The sequence below is a fragment of the Westiellopsis prolifica IICB1 genome (genome assembly GCF_004323185.1).
Lineage (GTDB): Bacteria > Cyanobacteriota > Cyanobacteriia > Cyanobacteriales > Nostocaceae > Pelatocladus > Pelatocladus prolificus_A.
The window spans coordinates 2872718-2896134 of sequence record NZ_NAPS01000001.1 but is presented as its reverse complement, the minus strand read 5'-3'; the positions used below and the strand labels follow the sequence as shown (position 1 = coordinate 2896134).

At 39.7% G+C, this 23417-nt stretch carries 17 protein-coding genes; 11 read left to right on the top strand and 6 right to left on the bottom strand.

The window, feature by feature from the left end; all coding sequences use genetic code 11:
- The first annotated feature begins 94 nt into the window (after window positions 1–94).
- Together B4U84_RS11975 and B4U84_RS11970 are read left to right on the top strand one after the other, a co-directional pair.
- On the top strand, window positions 95–616 hold the full coding sequence (locus B4U84_RS11975; protein WP_026082134.1) for a phosphate-starvation-inducible PsiE family protein: 522 nt from the start codon (window positions 95–97) through the stop codon (window positions 614–616).
- 92 nt (window positions 617–708) lie between these two features.
- Window positions 709–2451: a diflavin flavoprotein gene (locus B4U84_RS11970; protein WP_131118067.1), complete on the top strand. Its 1743-nt coding sequence runs from the start codon at window positions 709–711 to the stop codon at window positions 2449–2451.
- Between the two features lie 85 nt (window positions 2452–2536).
- Here B4U84_RS11970 and B4U84_RS11965 read toward each other — a convergent pair whose 3' ends face one another.
- Window positions 2537–3445: a GNAT family N-acetyltransferase gene (locus B4U84_RS11965; protein ID WP_242677611.1), complete on the bottom strand. Its 909-nt coding sequence runs from the start codon at window positions 3443–3445 to the stop codon at window positions 2537–2539.
- Between the two features lie 312 nt (window positions 3446–3757).
- On the opposite strand from B4U84_RS11965, the gene ggt reads away from it, so the two are divergent.
- Window positions 3758–5608 carry a gamma-glutamyltransferase gene (gene ggt / locus B4U84_RS11960; protein WP_131118064.1) on the top strand — a complete coding sequence of 617 codons (1851 nt, stop codon included), beginning with the start codon at window positions 3758–3760 and terminating at the stop codon, window positions 5606–5608.
- Between the two features lie 150 nt (window positions 5609–5758).
- Here the strand turns inward: ggt and B4U84_RS11955 are convergent, their stop codons facing one another.
- On the bottom strand, window positions 5759–6643 hold the full coding sequence (locus B4U84_RS11955; protein ID WP_017313103.1) for a hypothetical protein: 885 nt from the start codon (window positions 6641–6643) through the stop codon (window positions 5759–5761).
- Window positions 6644–6762: 119 nt separating this feature from the next.
- Between B4U84_RS11955 and B4U84_RS11950 the strand changes: the two genes are divergently transcribed.
- Together B4U84_RS11950 and B4U84_RS11945 are read left to right on the top strand one after the other, a co-directional pair.
- Window positions 6763–7680 (top strand): metallophosphoesterase family protein, encoded by a 918-nt coding sequence (locus tag B4U84_RS11950; protein ID WP_017313105.1) that lies wholly within the window; start codon window positions 6763–6765, stop codon window positions 7678–7680.
- A 149-nt stretch (window positions 7681–7829) separates the two neighbouring features.
- Window positions 7830–8372 (top strand): GNAT family N-acetyltransferase, encoded by a 543-nt coding sequence (locus tag B4U84_RS11945; protein WP_242677610.1) that lies wholly within the window; start codon window positions 7830–7832, stop codon window positions 8370–8372.
- Window positions 8373–8510: 138 nt separating this feature from the next.
- Here the strand turns inward: B4U84_RS11945 and B4U84_RS11940 are convergent, their stop codons facing one another.
- Window positions 8511–9401 carry a phytanoyl-CoA dioxygenase family protein gene (locus B4U84_RS11940; protein ID WP_017313107.1) on the bottom strand — a complete coding sequence of 297 codons (891 nt, stop codon included), beginning with the start codon at window positions 9399–9401 and terminating at the stop codon, window positions 8511–8513.
- A gap of 597 nt (window positions 9402–9998) precedes the next feature.
- On the opposite strand from B4U84_RS11940, the gene B4U84_RS11935 reads away from it, so the two are divergent.
- Both B4U84_RS11935 and B4U84_RS11930 read left to right on the top strand, forming a co-directional pair.
- On the top strand, window positions 9999–10403 hold the full coding sequence (locus B4U84_RS11935) for a hypothetical protein (RefSeq protein WP_017313108.1): 405 nt from the start codon (window positions 9999–10001) through the stop codon (window positions 10401–10403).
- 199 nt (window positions 10404–10602) lie between these two features.
- Window positions 10603–10899 carry a putative quinol monooxygenase gene (locus B4U84_RS11930; RefSeq protein ID WP_017313109.1) on the top strand — a complete coding sequence of 99 codons (297 nt, stop codon included), beginning with the start codon at window positions 10603–10605 and terminating at the stop codon, window positions 10897–10899.
- A 373-nt stretch (window positions 10900–11272) separates the two neighbouring features.
- On the opposite strand, the gene B4U84_RS11925 is transcribed toward B4U84_RS11930, so the two are convergent.
- The 3 genes from B4U84_RS11925 to B4U84_RS11915 all read right to left on the bottom strand — a co-directional run bounded on the left by B4U84_RS11925 (window position 11273) and on the right by B4U84_RS11915 (window position 15298).
- Entirely contained in the window at window positions 11273–12385 is a 1113-nt protein-coding gene (locus B4U84_RS11925) for an S-(hydroxymethyl)glutathione dehydrogenase/class III alcohol dehydrogenase (RefSeq protein ID WP_131118061.1), read from the bottom strand.
- Window positions 12386–12539: 154 nt separating this feature from the next.
- Window positions 12540–13592, bottom strand: coding sequence for a tellurite resistance TerB family protein (locus tag B4U84_RS11920; RefSeq protein ID WP_017313111.1), 1053 nt, complete (start codon window positions 13590–13592; stop codon window positions 12540–12542).
- 485 nt (window positions 13593–14077) lie between these two features.
- Complete coding sequence (locus B4U84_RS11915; RefSeq protein ID WP_017313112.1) at window positions 14078–15298, bottom strand: hypothetical protein; 1221 nt, start codon at window positions 15296–15298, stop codon at window positions 14078–14080.
- A 526-nt stretch (window positions 15299–15824) separates the two neighbouring features.
- Here B4U84_RS11915 and ppsA point away from each other — a divergent pair.
- The 4 genes from ppsA (at window position 15825) to B4U84_RS11895 (ending at window position 23321) form a co-directional block, all read left to right on the top strand.
- Entirely contained in the window at window positions 15825–18359 is a 2535-nt protein-coding gene (gene ppsA, locus B4U84_RS11910; RefSeq protein ID WP_131118058.1) for a phosphoenolpyruvate synthase, read from the top strand.
- 224 nt (window positions 18360–18583) lie between these two features.
- On the top strand, window positions 18584–20050 hold the full coding sequence (locus tag B4U84_RS11905) for a dolichyl-phosphate-mannose--protein mannosyltransferase (protein WP_131118055.1): 1467 nt from the start codon (window positions 18584–18586) through the stop codon (window positions 20048–20050).
- Between the two features lie 573 nt (window positions 20051–20623).
- Entirely contained in the window at window positions 20624–22927 is a 2304-nt protein-coding gene (locus B4U84_RS11900; protein WP_131118052.1) for a sensor histidine kinase, read from the top strand.
- Window positions 22875–23321 (top strand): response regulator, encoded by a 447-nt coding sequence (locus tag B4U84_RS11895; protein ID WP_131118048.1) that lies wholly within the window; start codon window positions 22875–22877, stop codon window positions 23319–23321. Before B4U84_RS11900 ends, B4U84_RS11895 begins: the two co-directional genes overlap by 53 nt.
- Window positions 23322–23417: the final 96 nt, after the last annotated feature.

Below are 23417 nucleotides of genomic sequence, written 5' to 3'. Positions count from 1 at the left end.
TCTCCCGTGTCCCCCTTGTCTCCCGTGTCTCCCCTTGTCTCCCCTTGTCCCCTCACAAGCAAAACTCTCACACTTTATCGGAGTCATTATGATGATGCAATTGCTGAAAGATTTGCCTGTCAAACCTGTAAAGCGAGAAAGTTGGTTGAATTTGGGACGGATTGTGCAAGCATTGGAATTAATTCAGGATTTAATTGTGATTTCTTTGTGCATCGGGCTATTTAGCTTTATGGTGCTGCAAATCTGGACTATGTTCCTTTCTCTGATTCCCCCGATTCATTCCCACACTGTGACGGCAGATATTCTGTCATTGCTGATTTTAGTAGAATTATTTCGTCTGTTGATTATTTATTTGCAAGAGCAACGGGTTTCGATTGGAGTTGCTGTAGAAGTTTCGATTGTTTCTGTACTCCGAGAAATGATTGTTAGAGGTGTACTGGAAACTACGTTTATGCAAGTTTTGGCTGCTTGTGCTTTTTTACTGGTGTTAGGTGCATTGATGGTTCTAAGAGTTTGGCTACCTCCAACTTTTGAAGGTATTGATCCTGAGCAAGAAGTCTCGAAGCGTTACAAAAAGCGTCTCGCTCAAGAAATGAATAGTCATTCTGATTTTTGAATTAGTCCAAATTTACCAACCATTAGCTACTCAGACAAAATTAATAACACAGATTCTTGTCCTGTTCTCTGTTCCCTTTCTCCACCAATAATATGTCTTTCTCAACTGTAACCCCAACAATCAGTCACCCTCGTGATGTGCAAGTTGCTGAAATTGGTACTCAAACTTTGGTTTTGCGATCGCGTACTTGGGAACGTCTCAAGTTTGAGGTTGAATACGCTCGCCAAAAGGGTACAACTGCTAATTGTTATTTGATTCAAGCTGCTCACACTGCTTTAATTGATCCTCCGGGTGAGTCTTTTACTCAGATTTTTTTGGAAGAGTTACAAAAACACCAAGATTTAACTCGCTTAGATTACATCATTCTTAATCATGTCAATCCTAATCGGATGGCGACTCTCAAAGTTTTGATTGAAAATGCACCCCAAGCCAAGATAATTTGTTCTAAACCAGGTGCTAATGTTCTGAAAAATACTTGTGCTGATTGGGAGTCAAAAATACAGCTTGTTCGTTCTGAAGATACTCTGGATTTAGGTGAGGGACATCAACTGCAATTTGTAACAGTACCGACTCCCCGATGGGCTGATGGGATGTGTACTTATGATGTTGCTACCCGTATTCTTTACACTGATAAGTTATTTGGGGTACATATCTGTAATGATGTCTTGTTTGATGAAGATTGGAAGCAACTAGATGGCGATCGCCGTTACTATTTTGAATGTCTCCACGCTACCCAAGCCAAACAAGTAGAAGCAGCTTTAGATAAATTAGCACCTTTCAAAGCTAAATATTACGCCCCTGGCCATGGCCCGATTGTGCGTTACAGTCTCAGTCGTTTTACTTACGATTATCGCCAGTGGTGTCAGGAACAAAAAACTCAAGAATTGCGAGTGGCGTTGCTTTATGCTTCTGCTTATGGTAGCACGGCAACTTTAGCACAGGCGATCGCTCAAGGGTTGATTCAAACTGGAATTGCAGTGGAATCGATTAACTGCGAATTTACAGAACCTAGTGAAATTACTCGTGCAATTGAAGCTTGTGATGGTTTTATTATCGGTTCTCCCACTTTAGGCGGCCATGCACCGACTCAAATTCAAACTGCTTTGGGGATTATCCTCTCGGCGGCGGCGAAAACCAAATTAGCAGGTGTGTTTGGTTCTTATGGTTGGAGTGGGGAAGCAATTGATCTGATTGAAAGTAAACTCTTAGATGCCAATTATCGCTTGGGGTTTGAAACTATCCGCGTTCGCTTCAGCCCTACTGAGTTTATTATGCAACAATGCCAGGATGCAGGAGCGGAATTTGCTCAAGTCTTGAAAAAGAAAAAGAAACTCCGCACTTCCCGCCAAGCATTAACGGAAGCACAGGTAGACAGGACAGAACAAGCTGTTGGACGGATTATTGGTTCCCTGTGTATTTTTAGTACCAGGCGCGGTGATAGTCATAGTGGAATCCTCACGTCTTGGGTATCCCAAGCTACTTTTAATCCTCCTGGCTTGATGATTGCGATCGCACAAGATCAAAATGCCGATGCGATGATTCATCCTGGTGATCAATTTGTCTTGAATATTCTTAAAGAAGGACGTAACCTCAGACGCTACTTTTCCTATCACAATACTCCCGGTGACAATCCCTTTGCTCAGTTAACAACCACAACAGCTAACAACGGTTGTTTAATTCTTAACGACGCCCTAGCGTATTTAGAATGTACCGTACAACAACGAACTGAATGTGGCGATCGCTGGTTAATCTATGCCACTGTAGACAAAGGCGAAGTGCTGGAACCAACAGGTGTCACCGCTATTGCACATCGCAAATCAGGTAGTCATTATTAAAAATTGGGCATTGGGCATCGGTTATTCTCCCCACACTTCCAGACGCGATTCATCGCGTCTCTACATTACTCCCCACACTCCGCCATTAATACAGGACAGAGGGTAGAAAAACCCCTGTCGGTTCGTTATACAGACCGAGACTCATCAACGTTGCGGTCTGGGTGACACGCAGACCATGGTTCAAACACCAACGGAACAGGTCGCCGTTACGCATCGGAACATAAAAGCCCGATCCAGTGAACTCTGGAGCCGCCCCAATCAGTGCCTTTAAGTCTTCATTGTTCTCGCCAACAGCGTGACCGAAGAAGCCTATTTCGGTAGTGTAGCCTGATACACGCCCATCATACTCGACAAGCATTGCTGTACCCCGACCGACTGCTGCTTTTAGTTCGCCCGCTCGGTCATGACCATGAATGCGATCGCACAGTTGATTACACGCACTCAGGTCTGCTTCAGTCACCGAACGAACGGTGCGACCGGGTATCGTCAAGCCGAGGGGCTGTCCTTGAATATTCGCCAGTGGCTCACGTGCATCAAAGCCGAGTTTTGTATATAGGGAAAGCGAGCGGCTGTGATACGCAGCTTGAACTAGTCGCACCCCAGGAAACCGTTTTTCCTGTACCCGCTGTAAAACATTTTCCATCAGGCGGCGACCAACGGACCTATTTTGCGCGGCGGGGTCTACCGTAATGGGACCGATGCCGGCGATAGTATTACTTTCCCATAAAAAGTTGCTGCCGATGATCCGCCCGTCCTGAGTCTCGGCCACAACTGAATAAACCGCCGGGTTCGCTAAAATTTCCGTCAACATTTCCGCCCCACACTCCGCAGAAGGTAAGTCGGGTAGGAAGCCGTGCTGTTCTGCAATGGTACGGAACCCTTGATACAGAATCGTGCCACAGGGAACTGCATCGTCGGGTCGTCCCCCACGTAGCAGTACTGAAGATGTTTGTTTAAATACTTTGTCCATGATGAAAAATTTTTCAATCAACACAGACGTATTAATTATACGTCTACACAATCGTGAATTGTAAATTCATCTGCTTGATTCAGCAACGTCAAAATTGAGAAACCCGGAATTGTTGTGCTACATAAATGCAACCTTTTACATTGTTAATGTATCGACTTACATTGTTAATGTATTGGCTTACATTGTTAATGTATTGGCTTACATTGTTAATGTATCGGCTTACATTGTTAATGTATCGGCTTACATTGTTAATGTATCGGCTTACATTGTTAATGTATCGGCTTATATTTGTTTCTATGCTCTGTGTTCTCTGCGCCTCTGTGGTTTATTATTAAGATGCCTAATTTCCGTCGTTACACGCAGGTTTCAGTATTTGTTTTTCATCTGTGTTTTTCTGCATTACTGTTTTACAACCACAAACAGGTAACTGCTACCGTTAGCTTACCTCTACGTACCAAAAAAGCTATGGTAGTATCTGCAAATTCCTTGGCGAGTGACGCAGGTTTGCAAATGTTACGCCAAGGTGGTAATGCAGTTGATGCAGCTGTCGCGACGACTTTTGCTATTTCTGTAGTGGAACCGTTTTCGGCGGGAATTGGTGGTGGTGGTTTTTTGCTGTTTCGTGATGCTAAAACAGGAGAAATTAAAGCTTTAGATTTTCGTGAACGCGCACCCCTGAAAGCAACGAGAAATATGTATTTGGATGCCCAAGGTAAAGTGCGTCCAAATTTGAGTATAAACGGTCACTTAGCAGTAGCCACACCGGGGACTGTAGCTGGACTGTACGAAGTGCATCAACGTTATGGTAAGTTACCTTGGGCAGAAGTTGTTAAAAGAGCGATCGCTCTTGCTAAAGATGGGTTTATCCTGAGTCCTGAAGTGACATGGCGTTCCCTCGCAGCCAACAAAATTCGCAAGCAAGCAATTCTCAATAATCCAGCCGCACGAGCAATTTTTACTCGCAATGGGGAATTTTATCAACCTGGAGAAAAACTGGTACAGCGTGACTTAGCAAAAACTTTAACAGCAATCTCCCAGAATCCACGGAGTTTTTACACTGGAAATATTGCCCGTGCTATTGCTGCTGACATGGCAAAAAATGGTGGTTTGGTAACTCTGGAAGACTTGAAAGCTTACAAACCTATCTGGCGTCATCCTGTTTGTGGTAATTTTCGTCAAGCACGAGTTTGTTCAATGCCGCCTCCTTCTTCTGGAGGTGTACATTTATTAGAAATGTTAAATATTATCGGTTCTACCGATTTAAAATCTTTAGGTTGGCATCATCCCGATGCAATCCACCTGATGGTGGAAGCGATGAAAATTGCTTACGCTGATCGCTCAAAATTGCTAGGCGATCCTGATTTTATCAAAGTACCTGTACAACAATTGATTAGTCCTGGCTATGCTCAACTGCGGCGATCTGAAATTATGATGAATAGGGCTAGACCAGCAAAAGAAATTGAGCCTGCGACGATGAAAATATTAGAACAGAATCTGACCCCTCAACCTGTTCTTCGCAAGCAAAAGCAGAGACTCATCCCCTCTATTAATAATTCTCTGACTACTGGCAACACCCAAGAAATATTCTATAAACCTCGTTACGAGTCTTCAGAAACAAGCCATCTTACCGTTGTTGATGCACAACGCAACGCCGTTAGTCTGACTTTTACTGTTAACTTGGGATTTGGTGCTGGTGTCGTTGCTGACGGGACGGGAATTGTCCTCAACAATGAAATGGATGATTTTGCTGCTGCGCCAGGAGTACCCAATGCTTTTGGTTTAAGAGGTAATGAAGCTAATGCGATCGCACCACGCAAAACACCTTTATCCAGTATGACTCCCACCATTGTCACAGAAAATGGTCGCCTGCGCCTAGCAGTGGGCGCGCCTGGTGGCGGAACAATCATCACCCAAGTGCTGCAAGTCATCCTGAATGTATTAGAGTACAACATGAATGTAGGTGAAGCTGTCTCTGTTCCCCGCATTCATCATCAATGGCTTCCTGATGAATTACGAATCGAACCTTTTGGTTTAGATGCTCTCACCTTGGCAGAATTACAACGTCGAGGACACAAAATTAAACAAACTCAACCCTGGGGAAATATTAACGCGATCGCAGTTACATCTGACGGAAGTTTAGAAGCAGCCACAGACCCCCGTGGTGAAGGAGCGCCGAGAGGATATTAAAATTGGGGATCGGGGATTGGGGATCGGGGATCGGGGATCGGGGATCGGGGATTGGGGACAAGGGAGAAATTTCTCCCAATCACAAATGACCAATGACTATTGTACAGACGCGATTCATCGCGTCTCTAGACCAATGACCAATGACAAATATTAAACTTCTCTTCTAAAAATTACCATTTCAGTACCGACAACTGGGTTACGCGCTACTAATCTATTTTGTGAATCTTTAATTTCGAGATGGGTAAAGTCGAGTTCTTGAGAACGTTGGAGAATTTCAGCTGCAAGTTTATCTTGTTCGGATTCGCTAAGGGTGTACCAATCATCGCTAATTTTGATATCCAAACTGCTGGTGAGAAAGTTAGCTTGAATAGATTTTACAAGTCCAGAGGCAAAGCGATCGCTCACTTCTGCTACTTGATTTTCAATCGTTGCAATCAGAATTTGTTCTGGTGTTAATACTACCGTTGGGGTTGGTGTTATTTCTGGTTCGGGTTCGGGTTCTGGTTCGGGTTGTGTTTCTGGTTCTGGTTGTGGAGTGACTTCCTCTGATATTGGTGTGGGTTCTTCCTCTACAGGTGGGGGTGTTTCTGTTACGATTGGTTCTTCAAGCGGGGATGGTTCTGGAGTTGGGGAAGTGAGGGGAGTTGGGGAAGTAGTAGGAGTAGGGGGAGTCGTTGCAATTTCGGTGGATTTACTTGTGAAAAGGCTGGAAGTAGTCCAAATTAAGATGACAGCAAAAATGGCGATCGCTCCTGTCAAAGCTGTATCTGATAAATTTGCTGATAAATTTGCTGGTAAAAAAGAGCGGATTTTGGCTAACAGACTACTCCACCAGTTGGGAGATACATCACCTGGAGGGGACTCTGTTTCGAGTTTATCTACTGTCGTTTCTAAAAGTGCGATCGCACCTTTGAGAATTTGGATAGTTTTAGTCTTCCAAAAAGACTGTCCTGTTTGGTTATTTCTCTGACGAGGTGTATTTTCTTCTGGTTGCTGCGAAGAAGATGACTGTGAATTCTGATTGTCCTGTGACATGGAACTTTCACTCAAAGCAGCTAATCAAAGACTTAATATTCTGGCTGCAACCTCCCCAGCCTTAATGTATCATTTCAATGCTGGCGCTAAACTGACCTAATTAATGATTTTTGTCAAATATGAAACTCAAACGTCGTCAATTTTTATTTTTAGGTGGACTAAGTGCGATTGGTACAGGGTTCTTAGCTAGTCTTAACCGTCAGATTTTTAGTCAAAATAGTGAGCATCAAATCTCACGGGCTATAGCTGCTATTCCATCTACCAATAAAGATTTATTATTGCGCTTTGTTTCTGTCGCAGATACGGGTACAGGTGCAAAAGGTCAGTATGCTGTCGCTAAAGCGATGACTAATTATCACAATAAAAATTATTATAATTTAGCTATCTTGGCAGGAGATAACATTTATACCAACGGTGAAATGGAGAAAATTAATGCAGTCTTTGAACGTCCCTATGCTCCATTACTAAAAAAGGGTGTAAAATTCCAAGCTGCTTTAGGAAACCATGATATTCGCACCGCCAACGGAGACTTGCAAGTTAAATATGCAGGCTTTAATATGCAAGGACGTTACTATACATTTCGTCGAAACCAGGTGCAATTTTTTGCCCTAGATACTAATAGTAATGCTGACTGGATTAACCAGCTAAATTGGCTGGAACAAAAGTTAAGCCAAAGTAATGCTACCTGGAAAATCGTTTTTGGTCATCATCCCATTTATGCATCAGGTGTTTATGGTAGTAATCCTGATTTTATTCAAACTTTTACTCCTTTGTTTCAAAAATATGGCGTGCAACTTTATATCAATGGACATGAACACCATTATGAGCGTACCCGCGCCATCAATGGTACAACTTATTTAATTTGTGGAGGTGGTGCAGGTACTCGTCCTGTCGGTAAAAATGAATGGACTGAATATTCTGCCGAAAAGTTGAGTTTTGCAGCTTATGAAGTATTTTCAGATCGAATAGAAATTAGTGGAATAGATACAGCTAACCGCATTTTTGATCAAGGTATTATTCCATTGAAATCAGCTTAATTAAGTAACTTGGTAAAGATAAACAGAACCCAATTTACAAAACATAAATAATATTGCAATCCCTACCAACAACAAATAATTAATGACCAATGACCAATGACCATTGTACAGACGCGATTTATCGCGTCTCTACCAATGACCAATGACCAATGACTTACCTTATTATTGAGGTATTAATGTTTAATATTATCCCGGAAAGTAATAGAGAAATTTTCGCAATTCGCCAATTAATTACAGAAGCTTTTAGTCAAGTCAAGGTAGCTGAACTTGTAGATATTATTCGTAAATCTGAGAATTTTATCCCTGAACTGTCATTAGTTGCAGTCGAAAATGCAGAAGTCTTAGGACACATTCTTTTTAGTCAGATTATCATCGAAACACCTAACCAAAGTATTCCATCACTAGCGCTAGCACCACTAGCTGTAAAACCATCACATCAGCGTCAAGGTATTGGTAGCAAGCTAGTGGAAGTAGGTTTATCAAAATGTCGTGAATTTGATTATTCTGTGGTTATAGTTGTTGGAGAACCGGGTTATTATCAACGCTTTGGCTTTCAAACAGCAGGTAAATTTGGTTTGCGATCGTCCTTATTTTTTCCTGATGAAGTGTTTATGGTACTGGAGTTGAAACCTGCTGCGTTGACAAACATTACTGGTACTGTGCGTTATCCTGCATATTTTCAAGATGTTTAATTAGAAAGAGAAGTAAAAATTCAAAATCCAAAAAATAATTTATATACTTTTACCTTTCTAATTTACTACCCCCAATTCTCTAAACTCTATTGTTGTGTGGAGGAGCCTACGCAGTTCGTGATGGCTAAAAATTTATTTTTACACACTTGGACGCCAAAAAACACACTGTCTTTGCTGTTCGGAAAATTTGGCTGCTAGCGATAGCAAGTCTTCACCGGAAAGGGATGATTTACAGTAAAAGGGATATTGAGGTTGTCTACTTGTGTAATCAAAGAAAATTGTGAATCTATCTTGGTCTACAGGAACTTTACCTCGATGAAAAACTTGCGAAGTAGTAGCAAAAACAACTGTTCCAGCTTTTCCAGTACATGATTTCCATAGGGATTGTGATAAAGCTTGCTGCAAATTTTTTTCTTGAATATAACCGTGTTTATACTTCAAAGAATGAGCTACAGTCGAAGTTAAAGATAGTGGAATATATTGAAAAGGACCAGAATTCTCATCTACATCATTTAAATATACAATGACCTTGAGAATTTTTCTGTCTTCTACATCTATATGCCATAGCCGAGATTTCCGCTCAACAGAATTGGCAAGATCTCTGCGAAAATATGCTCCATGATAGGCTACAGGTAGACCAATATAATTCTCAACTATATTGAGTAAACGTTTTTGCAAGCCCCACATAAATATTTCTGGATACTGCATCATCTGTTCAGAAGTAGCATGAACAACATATTCATTGTCTCCTCCAGAAAGATTCTTTGGTATTTTTGGCATTAATTTTTGTGCAGCCAAAAACATTTTATCTGTGTGCGGAATAGATAGGGCTTCTAGTGAAGTTACCACTACTCCTTCACGCTTGATAGATTCAACTAAATTTAAATCAGCTATTGAAAGTACAGGTAAATTTGGTAAGTGTTGTTTAAGTGCAGCTTGGTAATTCCGTTCAGCTTGGTTTTGCAAGAATGAAATTTGATACACATTTTTTAAAATGTGATTTCGTATTTGTTTAACAATTGTGCTCATGATTCCAATTATTTGCTTTTCACAAAATGTGAGTATACATCATTATTTTTCGTCAAAGTTGCCAGAAGGTAAACCAGAAGGGGTTTTTGTGCTTCATACTTATTTTGACATCGGTATTTATTTTTTCATTATACTTAGTTCTGTTGTATTTTAAGTATTATTCAGTGTATTTGTCTAATAAATCATCATAGGTTTTATCAAAAATTTATCATTGCTTTACAGTGATAAAGTAAGTAATTACCGTATGATAGTAGGATTAACTATAGTGCTTTTCAAACAAGCAATTAATGTGTGAAATTTTAGAAAAAGTTTAGATTTTTTCTGCACAATCTAATCCTGACATCTAAGATAAAGTTACTTGCTAGCTCTAAAATAATTTTGTTTACATAAATAAAAAAACTGATAAATTAAAGGAGCTTTGAACACATCTTGAAAAGTCAAAAATAAAACCATACAAACTCATTAGAAAAAGAAAATTGCCAAAATAGGCTGTTTAACTTCTGACCAGCTTCAAGTCTGGTATATGCTACAGGCAGAGTAGTATAAATTCCTGATTTTGCCCTAAAAATTTGTTTTTTAGGACTTATACGGCGAAAAATGCGACTAACAATCATTCTTATTTTACTATTAGTACTGACTTCATGTACTACCAGTGTACTTGCACCACCTAGTCAGTTAGTGGAAAAAGCGATCGCACTTCAGTTACAAAAAACCCAACAGCAACTCAACCAACAGCTGGATCTTAATTTTCAGGGATTTCAGATCAAGCACCTGTCAATTACCCAAGAAAAACCTCTGACAATCGAAAATCTCATCACTTACCAAGTTCGTGGTACTTACAACCTTACTTTTTTGTTACCAAAACGAAAATTAACACAATCAAACAAACCGTTTGAAGTGTATTTACAACTGCAAAAAGAGGGTAAAACATGGCGCTTACTGCTTCCAGAACAGAGTCGTAAAGATGCTGAAACTGTTTGGCACAGTTATCTTATACAGTAGTGCTTTGTTTGAGAATTGTGTAAAACATACAGTGTATATACACAAAACCCTTGACAATTGACCTTTGATCGATAATTCTGATCAAGGTACAAAAAAGCGCGTAAATCCTGGGAATCAATACCGCAATCTCAAATCCATAGACGCGTAAGCGGCTTCTCGTAGAGTAATCTAAAATCCAAAATTGTTTGACCCTTGACCAATGACTAAATCAATTCGTGTAGTGGCCCGTATCAGCGCTCATCCAGAAAAAGTTGAAGAACTCAAAGCAGTTTTTTTAGAATTAATTGAGCCTACTCGACAGGAGAATGGTTGTATCAAGTATGAGTTGCTGCAAAACCAGTCTGATCCTACAGAATTTACTTTTGTGGAAGAATGGACTTCTGATGAAGCCTTAGATGCTCATCTTGGTTCAGCACATATTCAGACAGCAGTAGCTAAACTCAAAGACTTGGTTGCGAGTGACATAGATATCCGTCGCTACACTCTGCTCGCTTGATTACCGCGCTTGGGTTTAAACCTTTAGCTAATAGCACAAGTCGTCTAAAGACGACTTCATAAAACCAAACAGTCTGCTTGAGCAGACTTGAACTATGAGACTGCGATTTCAATCGCAGGCGGGTTTTTTAAACATTTGGGATGCTCTCAAAAAAAGTCATTGGTGTTGTGATGGAATGGGCTGACGTGCGATCGCCACCTAATTAGGGACTTCCAAAAAATCAAATCATCAACTGGATGTAGTGGCGTGGCTAGGCTAAAATGATGCATTAGATTTTTAATTTTTTCAGCGCTAAAGCGCCTACTACGAACTTTTTTCTATTGCACTATTTCAACATAGACACGTCACTGCACCTTGATTTTAGCCATGTTCCTTAATTAAATGTCACCACAGAACGAATCGATTCACCCTTGTGCATTAAATCAAAAGCATTGTTAATCTCTTCAACTGGCATGACATGGGTAATCAAATCATCAATGTTAATTTTACCTTCCATGTACCAATCGACTATTTTCGGTACATCTGTACGTCCCCTAGCGCCACCGAAAGCAGTCCCTTTCCAAACACGTCCAGTTACAAGTTGAAACGGACGGGTGCTAATTTCTTCACCTGCACCCGCCACACCAATAATTACACTTACACCCCAACCTTTGTGGCAACATTCTAAAGCTTGGCGCATGACTTTGACATTACCAATACATTCAAAACTGTAGTCAGCACCACCTTTAGTTAAATCAACTAAATAAGGGACTAAATCACCTGCAATTTCCTTGGGGTTAACAAAATGCGTCATCCCAAATTTTTCTGCTAGGGCGCGTCTATTTGGGTTAATATCTACCCCGACAATCATATTTGCTCCCACCATCCGCGCTGCTTGGACGACATTTAAACCAATACCGCCCAAACCGAAAACTACTACATTCGCTCCTGGTTCTACTTTTGCTGTATTGATGACTGCGCCAATACCTGTTGTGACGCCGCAGCCAATGTAACAAACTTTATCAAAAGGTGCATCTGGGCGAATTTTCGCAACGGCAATTTCTGGTAGTACTGTATAATTAGCAAAGGTAGACGTACCCATGTAGTGGAGAATTTTCTCACCATCAATCGAAAAGCGACTTGTACCATCAGGCATAACACCCCTTCCTTGGGTAGCACGGATGGCTTGGCAGAGATTGGTTTTAAAGCTGAGACAATATTCACACTGACGACATTCGGGAGTATAGAGGGGTATAACATGATCCCCTGGTTTGACACTAGTGACGCCTTCTCCCACTTCGACAACAACACCAGCACCTTCGTGTCCTAAAATTGCCGGGAATAATCCTTCTGGATCTTTACCAGAAAGAGTGTAAGCATCTGTATGGCAAACTCCACTGGCTTTGATTTCTACCATGACTTCCCCAGGTTTGGGGCCTTCTAATTGTACAGTTTCAATAGTCAAAGGTTTGCCTGGTTCGTAAGCCACTGCTGCTTTTACTTCCATGATCGCTCTCCTGTTTTGTTTGCTCAATCGGCATAATCTGAGTTTATTGCAAACAAATCTAAGGGTGAAGGGTTTTTGTGGTGAAAAAAAGAAGGCGATTTTCCCAAAAAAACACCTTCTGAATGCAAATGTATGAGTTCTCCCGCCTCAAGCGCTAACTAAACTCAATCGTATCGACGAAGCTGATAATACTCTGCTTCAAATTTTGGGCTTCTTGTTTTACACCAGCTGGAGTTTCACCATCACAAAAGCTGCGCTGGCTACTAACTATATACAAAAAGTCTCCATCAATAAATGCTAGCAGTCCTCGATAGGCGTCACATTTGACAGCAGTACCGTTGTTCCCTGTTTTAGGAACTGTTGATCCTTCGGGCATATTTACTAATGCAAAGTAAGCACCTTCTAATATATCTGGCAGATATTCAGTGTAATCCACGGAAGCATCTGGTAAATTAGATGCGATCGCACTAGGTACATACTTATTTAAAAGAATAGACCTTAAATATTCCTCCTGTCCCACAGATTCTATGTCATCCATTTGTTGAGGAGGGAGGGAACTATAATCAATTCTGAACAAGGAACCAACGTCATCAGAAAAAGTCACTATTCCTTCTTGACTATCAATCATCGCGCCCTGTTGCAGGCTTAATGGAACAGGGACTGTAAAATTTCCCACAGGTGACTCATATATTGGCTGGCTAGAAATTGATTCTAGTAAGTCTTCATCTTCTGAATCTAGGAAGTCTTCATCTTCTGCTTCTTCAAAAGCGGTAATTACTTCGTCTACAATTTCCTTTGCTTCGTCATCTTCTAGTTCCAAAGATTGTTGTAGCTTCTTAAGTAGAGTTGCTTTTCCCCTGGGAATACGCAGATCTTCTTCATCTACCAGCATACTCACCCCCGCAGCAAAAGCATCTGGGATTAATTCATCATCCAATGATTCATAAGCAGTGTTGAAAAGTGTTCCGACTCCTTCATCTTCAGCTAGGGCTACAAGTTTATCAATCATTTCTAATAATTCATCATCGGAATATTCATCAAAAATTTCAAATCCCCAGAGAATATCCGTCAATAGTTCTGCGTCTACATCTTCTATGGAAGAGTCAGCAATTGCAGTCACAACTGCGACTGCTGCGATCGCTTCATTTGGATTGAGTGATTCTTCCAACACCTCTTCCGACTCAAAAAATTTGTCGTACTTACCCATGATTTTTCCTCCGTTGTCTGGTGTGATTGGGTAGTTTACCAATGACTGAAGTCATTAGTTTGCAATTGTTATGCTTAAATAACCAAGACTTACTAAGTAGTAATGATTGAATTTCTAATTTAATAACCTGTTCTTAATTTTCTTAGGAACCACCAAGAACTATATATTATATAGACATCTTATGGGCAGCAAAGTCTTTTCATCGGTTATACCATTTCAGAATTGAGATTTTGGCTGGTTCAAGCTTGATGTATTAAGTACCTTGATATTTCATCTATAGTCTTCATTTTCTGTGTTGGTGGTTAGTTAGGATTTGATCAGATATTTTTGCATCAAATTGAAAAACCATTTTACATGTGTTATGTCCGTTATGGGATATACTGAGCTATGCAGTCTACTGACTTAAAAAGGGACGTAGGGGAGTAGGGGTGTAAGAAGAGTCATCTGTTTATTCACCTTGGTGTATGCACCTCAGTCAGGGCTACTTATTTTTTTGAAAGAAAGCGTTGGGCAATATCCTTATAGAAATTCGGATCTGTCCAGTAACCTAAATGGGCCTTTTCCCCCCAAGAAGTTTCATATTCCATTCGTATATTATCCAAACTGTTGTAATAATCTAAGTGACCACTAATTGGATCTTGTAGATGATAATAATTTACCCAGCGAATTTTTTCTAGTTGGCATTCTACTGGGTTTTTGGTCAAGTATGGAGTTAACCGAATATATAAAGGTTTTACACGAAAAGAATTTAAGTGTTCTAATATTCTCTGTCTAATATACTGATGCTGTTCTGCCATTTCTCTGAAGAAAAAAGCAATCTTATCTAATGGAGACCCAAAAGTTATTAGCCCTGTAATTTTGTCAATCAGTAAACTTTTGCCCTGATCTTGAGATAGACTTGCTTCTATGCATAAAAGATTCAAGGTGTCGTAAGCAATACAGCTACCGAGAGAATGTCCAGCTATAATTACTTGGTTGTAATTTGCTGATTTATCTTTGAGGATGGCTTTGAGCAGGGTTAATGATTCCGCTAGTATTTGTTCACGAATTTTATGGTAAGGGGATTTGACAGTAGTAGTGGTATATATAGAAACATCACCTACCATGTTTACTAACAAAGGAGTGATCAGTTTTTTGCTTAAATTCCAAGCTGGTTGTAGAAACTTACCTTGAAGAAATGGACTTAATAACAATAGAAATGCACAAACAATAAGTCGTAACCAAGGATATATTATTCTAAATAAGCGTAAAAATATAGTTAGTCCGCGTAAGCGATATTTAAAAAAACCATTCCAATTTTTTTCTTGCAAAATATCATCTAATTTAGATTTATTTTCCTTGCGGCTATAAAATGCAATTGTCCCTTCTAGTGTCCGCTCCGCCCATTGCAATACTTCTGATATACTAATTTTATTTTCTGTATCAGCTGCCCAATAATATTCGTGAATATCTATAAAATCATCTGCTGGAAATTCACTAGGACTAAGACGCACAAAGCTTTCTATCCAACGGCTACCATTCGGTAGTTTTCGTTTAGCAATTAAGTGTTCTAACATGATTTGTAAATTTTGCCCTTCAAAGTGTTTAACTAAATTTTGGGCAAAATAATCTACTGTTTCATAAGGTATTTGTTCACCGACACCGTGAATAATAATAAATGCTGTACGTCCTTGGGGAAATTTAATATTAATCTCTTGAGGATTCATAATTAATTAACGCATTCTGAGTTTTTGTTAGTTTTTAGCCGGTAGTTGTTTGTTACGATCAACAACTACCAACCAATAATCACCAACAAATTAAAGAATTATCACAAATTAAGTAAATTAGCTATTTTTTGGTATTAAGTGGTTACAATATGTAACCAATTTATTTGTAATTGCTAATTTTACAATTATTCGTTGCAAAAGTTTCGGGAGTATTCCAAATTTTGAAATTGATTATTGTGCTGCCTGAATACAGCTATGAGAGAATATGAACTGAACTTACTTGTGAAGACTCTTAACTCTTAACAGACGTTGCACTGCAACACCTCTACAAGATTTAAACGTCAATCAATTGTCTTATCCGAATAGTATTGATAGAAATCCTATATAACTTTGGAGATAGTGATCCCCAAGAAAAGATGAAGTAAATTACGAAATATAAAATATCTAAAGACTAGCTATTGCAGATCATTAAACTCAATTACTCATCATAATTGGGCAATCAAAAAATTATTAGGAGTAAATACTTATGACTAGAGTTATAAAAGAGACTGCTCAACCAACTTCCAAAGAGCGATCGCTCATTCTCTGGTTCAATGAAGTTGGTATTGATGATATACCACTAGTGGGTGGCAAAAATGCATCTTTGGGTGAGATGATTCAACAATTAATACCCAAAGGTGTAAATGTACCAATGGGGTTTGCTACTACTGCTTATGCTTATCGTTACTTCATTGAGTCTGCTGGATTAGAAGCACAGCTGCGGGAATTGTTTACTGACTTGGATGTTGATAATGTTAACAATTTACGCAAACGAGGTAAAAAAGCGCGATCGCTACTGATACATACACCATTTCCACCAGAATTGCGCCATGCGATCGCCCGTGCATATCAAACTTTATGTGAACAGTATTATTTAGATACGGATGTAGCAGTTCGTTCTAGCGCTACCGCTGAAGATTTACCCGATGCAAGTTTTGCAGGACAACAAGAAACCTACCTCAACGTGACTACAACTGCGGGAGTTTTAGCAGCTTGTCATAAATGTTTTGCTTCTTTATTCACTGATCGCGCTATTTCTTATCGTCATATTAAAGGCTTTGATCACTTTAACATCGCCCTCGCCGTCGGTGTGCAGAAAATGGTACGTTCTGACTTAGCATCTGCTGGAGTCATGTTCTCCATAGAAACTGAAACAGGTTTCAAAGATGCAGCACTGATTACAGCTGCCTATGGTTTAGGAGAAAATGTTGTTCAGGGTGCTGTGAATCCTGATGAATATTATGTTTTTAAACCGACATTAAAAGCCGGATTTCGCTCAATAATTGATAAAAAATTGGGCAGTAAAGAATTAAAAATGGTTTATGACGATGGTTCTAAATTTACTAAAAATATCCTAGTTTCTAGTCCAGACAAAAATAAATTTGCTCTTACAGATGATGAAATTTTACAACTAGGACATTGGGCTTGTTTAATTGAAGAGCATTATTCTCAAGTTCACGGTGTCTACACCCCGATGGACATTGAGTGGGCAAAAGATGGTATTACTAATCAATTATTTGTCGTCCAAGCGCGTCCAGAAACCGTCCAATCTCAGAAAAGCCAAAATGTGTTGCGGACTTATAGACTCGCAATGGGACACGGGGGACAAGAGGGACAAGAGGGACAAGGGAGACAGGGGGGACAGGAGGGACAAGAAAGAATTTCTCTTTTGTCTTTCCCCGATCCCCGATCACCGATCCCCGATCCCTTATTAACAGGACGTGCTGTCGGTTCTGCAATTAGTCAAGGGAAAGCACGAGTAATTTCTGAAGTTAGCAAAATTGACCAATTTCAACCTGGAGAAGTTTTGGTAACAGATAGAACTGACCCCGACTGGGAACCAATTATGAAGCGCGCTAGTGCGATTATTACTAATTCTGGGGGGCGCACCTGTCACGCTGCAATTATTGCTAGAGAACTTGGTGTACCTGCTATTGTGGGATGTGGAAATGCGACGGAAGTATTAAAAAGTGGTCAGAAAATAACTGTTTCTTGTGCTGAAGGAGAAGAAGGAAAAGTTTACCCAGGATTACTACCTTTTGATGTGCAAGAAGTTGCTTTGGAAGATTTACCTCGTACTCGCACCCAAATTTTCATGAATGTAGGTAATCCCCAGGAAGCTTTTAGTTTATCTGCAATTCCTAACGATGGGGTTGGTTTGGCGCGGACTGAATTTATTATCGCCAATCACATTCAAACCCATCCCATGGCATTAATTAAATATGAGCAATTAGAAGATCAATTTGTTAAAGACAAAATAGCAGAAATCACTGCTCTTTACGATGAAAAAACCCAGTATTTTGTTGATAAATTAGCGCAAGGAATTGGCAGAATTGCAGCCGCATTTTATCCTAAACCAGTAATTGTGAGAATGTCAGACTTTAAAAGTAATGAGTATGCAAATTTACTAGGTGGGAGACAATTTGAACCCAAAGAAGAAAACCCCATGCTGGGTTGGCGCGGCGCTGCACGTTATTATGATCAAGGATATCGCGAAGGTTTTGCTTTAGAGTGTCAGGCTATGAAGCGAGTCCGCGAAGAAATGGGTTTAGTTAACATTATTCCCATGATTCCTTTTTGTCGGACTCCTGATGAAGGGCGGTTAGTATTGGCTGAAATGGCAAAAAATGGTCTACATCAGGGTGAGAATGGTTTGCAAGTTTATGTGATGTGCGAATTGCCTAATAATGTCATAATGGCTGAGGAGTTTGCTGAAGTATTTGATGGTTTTTCCATTGGTTCTAATGACTTAACTCAGCTAACACTAGGCATAGACAGAGATTCAGCTTTAGTAGCAGGGTTGTTTGACGAACGCAGTCAGGGGGTAAAGCAAATGGTAAAAATGGCGATCGCAGCGGCGAAAAAACATAATCGCAAAATTGGTATTTGTGGACAAGCACCCAGTGATTACCCAGAATTTGCTCAATTTTTAGTGGAACAAGGAATTGATTCAATTAGTCTAAATCCTGATTCTGTTTTAAAAACCATGCTAGAAGTGGCGAAAGTGGAGAGAAGGGGATAGGGGATCGGGGATCGGGGAGCGGGGATCGGGGAGCGGGGAGCGGGGACAAAGAGGACAAGGGGGAGAATAAACACCAATACTCAATGACCAATGACAAATGACTATTGTACAGACGCGATTTATCGCGTCTCTACCAATGACTATTGACCAATGACTATTGTACAGACGCGATTTATCGCGTCTCTACCAATGACTATTGACCAATGACTATTGACTATTGACCAATGACTAAAAAATGGTTTTGGATAGGCATTGTAGGTATATTTTTTCTATCACTTTTCCTACGATTTTGGGGATTAGCGAGATTTAATACCTTAGTATTTGATGAGGTTTACTATGCTAAATTTGGCAGTAACTATCTCACCCAGACTCCATTTTTTGATGGTCATCCACCGCTTGGTAAACTGATAATTGCGTTGGGAATGTGGATTGGCGATCGCATTCCTTTTTGGCATGATCAGGTAAATGGCTTAACAGGTAAATTGCGCCCAGCTTGGAGTTATCGTTGGCTTAATGCTCTGTTTGGCTCATTTATTCCCTTGATTATTACAGGAATTGCCTATCAATTAAGTTCCCGTCGTAGTTTTGCTTTACTAGCAGGTTTATTCACTGCTTGTGACGGTATATTTATCGTCGAGTCTCGCTATGCTTTGATCAATATATATATAGTTGTCTTTGGATTATTAGGACAATTATTGTTCTTATTAGCTTTGGCAAATCACAGACAACAGCGTAGACTTTATCTCATACTGACTGGCGTTGCTTTTGGTGCTTCTGCTGCTACAAAATGGAACGGTTTGTGGTTTTTGTTGGGTGCTTATCTAATTTGGATTTTCGCTTGGGGATGGAAATTTATAGCAATAAGTCAGGTAAATATTTCTAGAGAAAGTCGTAATTTATGGGAAGATGAAAAAGAAAAATCACCATTACAAAACCTGACGCAGCTAAATTTTGTGAGCTTTTTCTTTTATTTAGGAATTATCCCAGCATTAATCTACAGTCTGATTTGGATTCCTCATTTATTAATAAATATAAAATATAATTTTCTTGAAGTTCATAAACAAATTTTGCTGTTTCATGAGCGTTTAGGAGGTAATACTCCCACAGTTCACCCTTACTGTGCTGGATGGTATAAATGGCCTTTGCTGACTCGACCAATGGCGTATTTATATGAAACAGCAACAAGTCTTAAAGAATCTCTTCCTGTAGTTGGACCATCTTTACCCAGCGGTACTGGCAAAGTCATCTATGATGTTCATGCAATGGGAAATCCATTTTTATGGTGGTTTGGTGTCATTGCTCTGTTATTGTTAGTTGTAATGTTGGGGTGGCAAGCGATAAATTTTTTGGTTAAGAAAAAGCGTTTTGCGATCGCACCAAGCTTTAGAGTTGACACTTGGATTGCTTTATATTTGATTTTAAATTATGCCGCCAATCTACTACCTTGGGTAAGAGTAAATCGCTGTCTTTTTATCTATCATTATATGACAGCTGTTGTGTTCGCTTTTATGGCGATCGCTTGGTTAGTAGATCAATGTCTTCGCAGTTATTCTAAGTTACTCCGTGCTGTTGGCGTTACGATTACGTTTACAATTTTGACAGCTTTTGTATTCTGGCTACCGCTTTATTTAGCTTTACCCCTCTCACCTCAAGCTTATAAATTGCGGATGTGGTTCCATTCTTGGATTTAGGTTGTTTAAAATTAAGCGATCGCACGTTTAATAGGAATTTGATTGCAAAATCCCAAGTTATGCAAATAACTAACACAGATGGTTATTACATGTGCATTTGCGTTAATGCTTTGACAAGTAACAAATAATCAATCATATACATTAAATTTCCTAAATCTTAATCAAGATACACATTGTATAGGGGTAATAATAAACTACTTTTAATATTTTTTAGCCGATGACTTTTGTTTAGCTTGCTAGACTGAGAACGCAATGTTGATTGGGAAGTATTCTTGAAAGTAACCAAGGGATTCAAAAGTCTATCGTTAAAGCAAAAGCTTCTGTCTTAATAAATTTAGGAAGATTGTCATACTGTATATCCGGCTCTCACTATACTGCGATTAAAAGATAAGTTACAAAAATTAATTTATTAAATCCCCTCGTAGAGTCAAGAGTCCAAAAGCTAGGGTTAGGAAATCAAATCAGTGAACTGATAACTGATAACTGTACAGACGCGTAGACGCTCGTAAGAGCAGCTTCAAGGTAAGAGTATAATCGCGTCTCTAATAACTGCAAGAAAACAGGAGAATCGTGATGGTAATGGAATTTGAATTGCAAAGTTTAAACTTGACAAGTTTAAAAGAACCATCAATTCATACGATTAGTCAAATTCAACCCCACGGAGTGCTTTTAGTTCTAGAAGAACCAGAGTTAAATATTTTGCAAGTCAGCAGTAATACCTATGAGGTTTTTGGGATTACTCCTGAAAATATGCTGCAAAAAAAATTAGAAGATTTGCTTGATCCTTTCCAAATAGAGAAAATCAAAGCTGGACTTTTACAAGAAAGTCTAGATATGATCAATCCCACAAAAATTTGGGCAAGAGTTAAGGGTGATGAGTATGTAGTATTTGATGGTATTTTTCACCGTAATGCAGACGGATTTTTGATTTTGGAATTGGAAATAGCCTTGTCTCAAGAAAATATTCCATTTTTAAGTTTCTATCATTTAGCCAGAGCATCTATTAATAAATTAGAAGAAACGGGAAATCTCCATGATTTCTGTCAAATTCTGGTACAAGAAGTGCGAAAAGTCACAGGATTTGACCGAGTCATGTTATATAAATTTGATGATGATGGGCATGGCTCTGTGATTGCTGAAGAAAAATTAGCAAATATGGAATCTTATCTGGGTTTACACTATCCAGAGTCAGATATTCCTAGACCAGCAAGAAAATTATTTGCTTCTAACTGGATTAGGATAATTCCAGACACTCATGCTGAACCTGTAGCAATTTTTCCTGATATTAATCCAATTAGCCAGCGTCGCCCAGATTTCACAAACTCGATTCTAAGAAGTCCTTATTCATGCCATATTGAATATTTACATAATATGGGTGTTGGTGCTTCTTTGACGATTTCTTTGATTAAAGAAGGACAACTCTGGGGATTAATTGCTTGTCACCATCAGACGCCTAAATATGTCTCTTATGAAATGCGAAAAGCCTGCGAATTCTTGGGAAGAGTGATTTTTTCCGAACTTGCAGATCGAGAAGAAACTGAAGATTATGACTATCGGATGCGACTGACATATATTCAATCAGCACTGGTTGAATATATGTCCCAAGAAGAAAACTTTATTGATGGATTAGTTAAACATCAACCAAATATACTAGATTTAGCTAATGCTCAAGGTGCAGCGATCTGTTTTGGTGGTAATTACACTTTAATTGGTGAAACTCCTAAAGAAGAAGAATTGAATTTCTTAGTCCAATGGCTCAAGAATAATGTTGAAGAAGAAGTCTTCTATACTGATTCTTTGCCACGTCTTTATCCAGATGCCCAAAACTTTAAAAATGTTGCTAGTGGATTATTAGCAATTCCCATTTCTAAACAGAATTATGTGTTATGGTTCCGTCCAGAAGTGATTCAAACAGTGAATTGGGGTGGCGATCCAAATCGAGCATTTGAGGTAAATACTTCAGACGGAAATACGCGCTTGTGTCCACGTAAATCTTTTGAATTGTGGAAAGAAACAGTTCGCTTAACTTCTCTACGCTGGCAACCTGTGGAAGTGAAAGCTGCATTAGAATTGCGAAAAGCAATCGTCAATATTGTATTGCGCCAAGCAGATGAATTAGCACAGTTAGCCCATGATTTAGAACTTTCTAACGCAGAATTGAAAAAGTTTGCCTATGTCGCCTCCCACGACTTGCAAGAACCTCTCAACCAGGTAGCAAACTATGTGCAACTACTAGAGATGCGCTATGAACAATTACTCGACGAAGATGCAAAAGAATTTATTACTTTTGCCGTTGAGGGAGTCAGCTTGATGCAGACGTTAATTGATGATGTGCTAGCATACTCGAAAGTAGATATGCAAGCGATCGACTTTGAACTGACGGATGTAGAAGCAGCATTAGGAAAAGCTTTGAACAATTTGCGGAAACGCATCAGCGAAACAGGCGCTGTGATCAGCCATGATCAGTTACCAACTGTCATGGCTGATGGTACTCAGTTGATGCAATTGTTCCTAAACTTGATTGGAAATGCGATCAAATTCCGCAGCGATAAAGCACCAGAAATTCATATCGGTGCTTCTCGCTTGGACGAAGAATGGTTATTTTCAGTCCGGGATAATGGTATCGGTCTTGATCCACAGTTTAGCGATCGCATTTTCGTCATCTTTCAACGCTTGCACACACGCGATGAGTACCCAGGTACAGGTATGGGTTTAGCCATCTGTAAGAAAATTATCGAGTGCCATCGGGGACGAATCTGGGTAGAATCACAACTTGGTGAGGGTGCAACATTCTACTTTACTATTCCCGTGGGAGGACGCGATCGTGAGCGCAGAAACGGACGAAAAGCACAGAACCATATTTTTGGTCGAAGATAATAAAGCCGACATCCGTCTGATTCAAGAAGCTTTGAAACATAGCATGATACCGCACCAGATAATTACTGTCAGGGATGGTATGGATGCTATGGCTTATTTGCGCCAAGAGGGCGAGTATGCAAATGCACCCCGTCCTGACTTGATCCTCCTAGATTTGAACCTACCCAAAAAAGATGGTAGAGAAGTTCTGGCGGAGATTAAAACCGACCCCAGACTGAAACGCATTCCTGTAGTCGTGCTGACCACTTCTCACAACGAGGAAGATATTTTTCATAGCTATGATTTACATGTGAACTGCTACATCACCAAATCCCGCAACCTCAGTCAACTATTCCAAATCGTCAAAGGTATAGAAGATTTTTGGTTGTCTACCGTCACTTTACCATCGGAGTAGGGGATCGGGGATTCTCCAATCCCCAATCCCCAATCTCCAATCCCCAATCCCCAATCTCCAATCTCCAATCCCCAATCCCCAATCTCCAATCCCCAA